Here is a 5,703-nt window from a genome sequence, read left to right as displayed (position 1 = left end):
CACGGACGGTCTCCTGTGTGTGAGATCTGCAACGACCTCATTCTGGCACAGCGATGCCGTAAGGGGGCCGTCCACCCCAACAGTTTAGCGACGATCTCCTCGGCCGTGTGCCTCTTCTTGCCCATCTTCAGTCCTCCTTCGGCTCAAAAGCCATACTTCAGGGAGGATCACTTTTCAGGAGGCAGACCAAGCCCGCCTGGGATGGGCAGGCAGAACCGACTGGCCGACCTTGAACTTGTTGTGCCTCATGGAACCGTCTCCTCCATAGCTCACGAACCCAACGCAGGGGGCAAGCCTCTGGCTGCTTGTTGGCTGCGGGAGCCAGAAGCCGATCAATCTCGCCTCGGGCTGGCCCAACACCACGGATGCCGCGATATCATCCCCAGCCGTTCCCATACGCCCACTCCTGGTCAGGCGGCAGGGTCAGCACCTGAGCCTAAGCCACCTCAGCCACCTGCTGCGCGGCACGGCGGGCAGCACGAGCCTCCTCGATCAGCGCAAGTTGCTGCTCCCGTGTCATCGGATGAATACGTCTCAGATGCTCCCGTCGACGCCGGTTGCGCTGCGGGGAACGCTTGTTCTCAACAACGGGATCGCTGTGTCTGTAAGCCGTCCGTGCCATGGCGGTCCTCTACCTTGGCTGCCGCATCACCATATACCTGCGGCTGCCGATCATCCAGATCATCCGGTTGGCTGAGGCCCTGGCTCGGGATTGCTTGACCACCTGCTGGAGCAGGCGCACCCTCCTTCGGAGTCTCAGCTTTGGAGGCGGCCATGCATGCGCCAGAGGATGATGTCACCCTGGTCCGCCGCTGGTTCCAGCGCCTGCAACTGTGCGTGCAGACAGTGGATTACAGTGGCTCGCGTCCGCTCTTTGCCGAGGACATGATCACCTTTGGCACCTACACAGCCTTCACCATCGGGCGGGAGGCAACCGAAACCGAGCAGTGGCGTCATGTTTGGGGCCAGATCGGCCAGTTCCGCTGGCGGCTCGATGATCTGCGCACCATCGTCTCCAGGGATCGGCTCACGGCGGTGGCCATGGCGGTGTTCGAGTCCACCGGCTACACCGAAGACGGCAAGCCCTTTGACCGCCCCGGACGCGCCACGGTCGTGCTCGGGCGGCAAGTTGTCGGTGAGGAGTGGGTGGCCCAGCACACCCATGTCTCGCTGTTCCCTGGCACCCCAACGCGGTCGTTTGGCTCCCGGCGAGAGAAGCCGCCCGCCCTGTAAGCGCCAACGACGGCTGGTCTTGCACCATGCTGCTAAGGGAGGTCTTCCATGAGTGAGCGAACTTACAACGTGCTGTTCCTCTGCACCGGCAACTCGGCCCGGTCGATCCTCGCGGAAGGCATTCTGCGCAAGGAGGGCAAGGGCCGCTTCCAGGCATACTCGGCGGGCAGTCAGCCCAAAGGCAGCGTGAACCCGCTCGCGCTGAAGGTGCTGGGAGCCCATGGTTATCCCACAGACGGCTACCGCTCGAAAAGCTGGGATGAGTACGCCGAGCCGCATGCCCCTGTGATGGACTTCGTGATCACCGTCTGCGACAGCGCTGCCGGGGAGGCTTGTCCGCTCTGGCCGGGGCATCCCTCGATTGCCCACTGGAACATCGATGATCCGGCAGCCGTCGAAGGTTCTGACCTGGACAGGGAGCAAGCCTTTGAACGGGCCTTTCAGGTGCTGACGAGTCGGATCAGCACGTTCGTCCATCTGCCGCTGGCAAGCCTGGATCAGTTCACGACGGGCATCCGGCTGCGCGCCATCGGTCATATGGAAGTGACAGGCACGGTGTCCGAAGGCGGGACGCCTCGGGGATAGCCACATCTATCGGTAAGGCTGGGCAGCTTCCTAGAGCGGCTCCAATCTCATGCTTGGATGGGCTCGGGGGTGAAGGGTGAGCGCTCAACCACCTGGACCTTGGCCATTGCGCCAACAGCCCGCAAGCCGTCGAGAACTCTCTTCATGGGCTCAGAGCCGACCGCCTTACGCGCATCCTCTTGGGTGCGGAACTCCAGCATGGTATAGGTGTCCGGACTGGCCTCATCCGCCGTGCGATAGGCCAAAAATGACACAGCACCAGGAATCTCCAGAAGCTGAGCAATCCATTCTCGAACGTACCGGTTGTAGTCGTTCCAGTGCTGCCGGTCGGTGGGGCGATCATACTGAAACATGACATAGGCCATGACTACCTCCGCATGGGCGTACCTAATCACAGCATAGCGGACCAACCCGAACCGCTCTGTCTCTTGCCCCGATAGTGGAGACGCGGAGTACGTTTGCGCTCCGAGGAAGCGCCATCAGTGCCTGAAGCCCGTCACATGTATCCCAAAATGACCGCGCCGCAGAACACGAGCGCCAGAGCCGCCACAACGAGCGCTTTGTTCTCGTAGGAGAGATAGAGCCTGATCTTTTGAAGCATAATGCCCTCCCAGCCGCATGGGAGTATACGCCTGCTATAGGCCAAGATATACGTGTACCGTCGCTGTAAATGATCAAACCTGCCGTCTAATAAGGATGGGGCTTACCTACGTCCTCCGATAGACCGAGTTGCGGCAACCAAGCGGGCATGATGTTTCAGAGATGAACGCTGCCCCGAAGCGAGTAGCGCACACAGTGCGGATGATGCTGCTAGTCATCGTGACCGCTGCCGCGATCTGGTACTTCACTCGCAGGCGGACGACGCCGTAGACGCGCTGCTTTATGCGAAGCCGAAGTTGCACACTGAGCTATACCTGTGCGGTCGGGCGCTCCGGACATTGTTGGTTTGGAGAGGGATGCCAGGACCAGATGGCGTTTCGCGCGGGGAAGGAGGCCGGCCACACGGTCTTGGGGCGTGAATTCGGTGTCACCGTCATCAAATAGCCGGATGCCAGTGCTATCGTTGCAGCATGGGTAAAGCTCCGAAGCACCCGAGCCCGCGTGACGACCTGAAGCGGTGGGACGATGAAGGTGGAGCGCCTCGCGCAGGCCACCCCTCGCACGAGCCGCATCCTCCTGCGATGCATGAGGCAGAACCGGCGCTGTACTACTTCAACGTCAGAACCGAGAGCCGTGTCATCGAGGACCCGGAAGGGGACATGCACCCCAGCCTCCAGGCGGCACGGGAAGCCGCGCTCGCCAAGGCTCGTGCCATGATTGCGGAAGGCGAGCAAACCGGCGAGGATCGGCGAAGCTGGCGCGTCGAGATCATGGACAGAGCCAATCAACCGGTGCTGACGGTCGCGTTCTCGGAAGTCTTTGACCCGGGAGCACCCGGATAGGCCGGGGGCAGGTGAACGGCCGCAGCGCGGCTGTGACGTAAGAAAGCGAGCCCTTCATGAGCAAGAGCCAACTTAGCCTCACCCGGAGAGTTGCGAATTCGGTCTGGAAAGCCGTGAGGATGCTGGAGGATCGCCCCGCACCATCCCCCAAGGTCAAGCTCGACGGGCGGCGTGGCTATGGCGACGGCGAGATTCCGTCGCCGGTTCAAACCCCTGACGAGAAGTGAGCCGCTGCATAGCGCGGACGGGACACCAGAACCCAACCGGACCAGGAGCTTCTATGCTGTCTCCGCACCTCCTGTTGTGCGGCAAAAGCCATGACGCGGGATCAGATTTTTGCCTTCGCGGTGCTGACCGGAATGATGGCCGTCTTCATCTGGGGACGCCTTCGCTACGATCTTGTCGCTGTTCTCGCCCTTCTGGCGGCTGTGTTCACGGGCATTGTTCCGCATCAGGAGGCTTTCTCCGGGTTTGGTGACGACATCGTCATCATTGTCGCGAGTGCGCTGGTGGTCAGTGCGGCGGTGGCCCGTTCTGGTGTGATGGAGGCGGTCCTCCACCGGGTCGCGCCGGTCGTCACGTCCGTGCAGGGCCAGATCGTGCTCCTCGTCGCAGCGGTGACCATCCTGTCAGCCTTCGTCAAAAACATTGGCGCACTTGCGATGCTGATCCCGGTTGCATTCCAGATGGCTCGGCGCTCGCAAGCCTCCCCCTCGTGTTTTCTCATGCCAATGGCCTTCGGATCACTGCTCGGCGGGCTGATCACCCTTGTTGGAACCTCGCCCAACATCATCGTCTCCCGCATGCGCCAGGAATTGACCGGGCAGCCCTTTGGCATGTTCGATTTCACCCCAGTTGGCCTCGGCCTTGCTGCGGCTGGTGTCGCGTTCCTGGCCTTCGGCTACCGGCTTCTGCCCGGTGGCCGCAAAGCCGCCGCGACCATGGATGAGGCGATCAATCTCACCGACTACATGACGGAAGCCCGTGTGATGGCGAAGTCGCCGGTCATTGGGCAGACCGTCAGCGCCCTCGCGAGGCTGTGTGACGGCGAGGTTCTGGTCACCGGCATCGTTCGGAACAGGACGGCGCACATGACGCCTCTGCCGGATGCAATCCTCCGCAAAGACGACATTGTTCTCCTGGAGGGGGACCCGGAAGCGCTCGAACGGGCCGTCGCCCGTGCCCACCTTGAACTCGAAGGAGGGAACCGCCCCACCGGAGGCAAGGGTGTGGGCGAGGAGATGGGAGGGATTGAGGCTGTCGTTGAGCCGACTTCGATCCTGATCGGTCAAACTGCCAAGCGCATGGCCCTGCACGAGCGCTTCAACCTCAATCTGCTCGCCGTCAGTCGCAGCGGCGAGCGGTTTACGGAGCGCCTGCGCGACATCACCTTGCGCACGGATGATGTCCTGGTGCTGAGGGGCGATCTCGCGCGGCTCCCTGACAAGCTGAAGGAACTCGGCTGCCTACCGCTCGCCGGGCGCGACATCCGCTTAGGCAGCGCCCGGCAAGGTCTTGTTCCTGTGGCGGTCCTGAGCAGTGCCATGCTCCTCACCGCCTTTGGCGTGCTACCGGTCGCCACCGCCTTCTTCACCGCCGCCATCTTGATGATCCTGTTCGGGGCACTCTCGCTGCGCGAGGCTTATGACGCCGTCGATTGGCCGATCCTGGTGATGCTGGGAGCCCTGATTCCGGTCAGCGAGGCGATGCGCACGACCGGTGGGGCCGATCTCATCGCTGGATGGCTGTCGCAGCTTGCCAGCACCTTACCGGCCTATGGTGCGCTGGCGCTGATCATGGTGGCGGTATTGGCCGTGACGCCGTTCCTGAACAATGCGGCCACGGTGCTGGTGATGGCTCCTATCGCGGCAACCTTCGCGGGGCAACTGGGCTACAAGCCTGACGCCTTTCTCATGGCGGTTGCGGTGGGCGCAGCCTGCGATTTCCTCACGCCCATCGGGCACCAGTGCAACACCCTGGTGATGGGGCCGGGAGGGTACCGCTTTGGTGACTACTGGCGGCTGGGTCTTCCGCTGTCGATCCTTGTCCTTGTACTTGGCGTGCCGCTCATCCTGCTCGTGTGGCCGCTGGTCTAGCGAGGGGGCAGTTGCGCTCTGCCGTTGGCAGAAACTGCATTTCATTCCGCGTTCGTGCCGCAGATCAAAGCCTTTGGCATACCGCAGCAGGGAGTATGGGCCAGTTCATGCCCTCTATTTCCCACCTCATCCTAGCTTGTCCGACGCGAGTTGCCCGTTACGTCGGCGGCAAAGTTGACCGCCAGCCGCCGCTCGACCTTGTGATCCTGCGGACCCATGGTCCCCTCGAGGCCATTTCGGGCGGAGGCTACTTCAAAAGGCTCGTTAGCTTCTCCCAGAGCCCAAGCTCAACCGCCCACCAGCCCAAGCCGATGCAGACCACGAAGGCTATCCAATTCAGGATACGG

General features: G+C 62.2%; 7 protein-coding genes. 5 read left to right on the top strand and 2 right to left on the bottom strand.

Translation table 11 applies throughout. The features are described from left to right. Nucleotides 1–436 precede the first annotated feature (436 nt). On the bottom strand, nucleotides 437–622 hold the full coding sequence (locus DRB19_RS30495; RefSeq protein WP_162815944.1) for a hypothetical protein: 186 nt from the start codon (nucleotides 620–622) through the stop codon (nucleotides 437–439). A 152-nt stretch (nucleotides 623–774) separates the two neighbouring features. Here DRB19_RS30495 and DRB19_RS28700 point away from each other — a divergent pair, with 152 nt between their 5' ends. After that, nucleotides 775–1,233 carry a YybH family protein gene (locus DRB19_RS28700; RefSeq protein WP_114189362.1) on the top strand — a complete coding sequence of 153 codons (459 nt, stop codon included), beginning with the start codon at nucleotides 775–777 and terminating at the stop codon, nucleotides 1,231–1,233. 48 nt (nucleotides 1,234–1,281) lie between these two features. Continuing rightward, nucleotides 1,282–1,818, top strand: a complete 537-nt coding sequence (locus DRB19_RS28695; RefSeq protein WP_114189361.1) for an arsenate reductase ArsC — start codon at nucleotides 1,282–1,284, stop codon at nucleotides 1,816–1,818. A 47-nt stretch (nucleotides 1,819–1,865) separates the two neighbouring features. On the opposite strand, the gene DRB19_RS28690 is transcribed toward DRB19_RS28695, so the two are convergent. After that, nucleotides 1,866–2,183, bottom strand: a complete 318-nt coding sequence (locus DRB19_RS28690) for a hypothetical protein (protein ID WP_114189360.1) — start codon at nucleotides 2,181–2,183, stop codon at nucleotides 1,866–1,868. 816 nt (nucleotides 2,184–2,999) lie between these two features. Between DRB19_RS28690 and DRB19_RS28685 the strand changes: the two genes are divergently transcribed. From DRB19_RS28685 to DRB19_RS28680, 3 genes are all read left to right on the top strand, one after another. Continuing rightward, nucleotides 3,000–3,260: a DUF6894 family protein gene (locus DRB19_RS28685; RefSeq protein ID WP_147023271.1), complete on the top strand. Its 261-nt coding sequence runs from the start codon at nucleotides 3,000–3,002 to the stop codon at nucleotides 3,258–3,260. 56 nt (nucleotides 3,261–3,316) lie between these two features. Next, the gene (locus tag DRB19_RS30490) at nucleotides 3,317–3,487 is read left to right on the top strand and encodes a hypothetical protein (RefSeq protein ID WP_162815943.1); all 171 of its coding nucleotides are present in this window, start codon (nucleotides 3,317–3,319) and stop codon (nucleotides 3,485–3,487) included. Nucleotides 3,488–3,577: 90 nt separating this feature from the next. Beyond that, entirely contained in the window at nucleotides 3,578–5,356 is a 1,779-nt protein-coding gene (locus tag DRB19_RS28680) for an SLC13 family permease (RefSeq protein ID WP_114189358.1), read from the top strand. Nucleotides 5,357–5,703: the final 347 nt, after the last annotated feature.

The organism is Microvirga aerophila (assembly GCF_003332305.1).
GTDB lineage: Bacteria > Pseudomonadota > Alphaproteobacteria > Rhizobiales > Beijerinckiaceae > Microvirga > Microvirga aerophila.
Note: the sequence above shows the minus strand (reverse complement) of the source record. Positions and strands in the feature narration are given on the sequence as shown.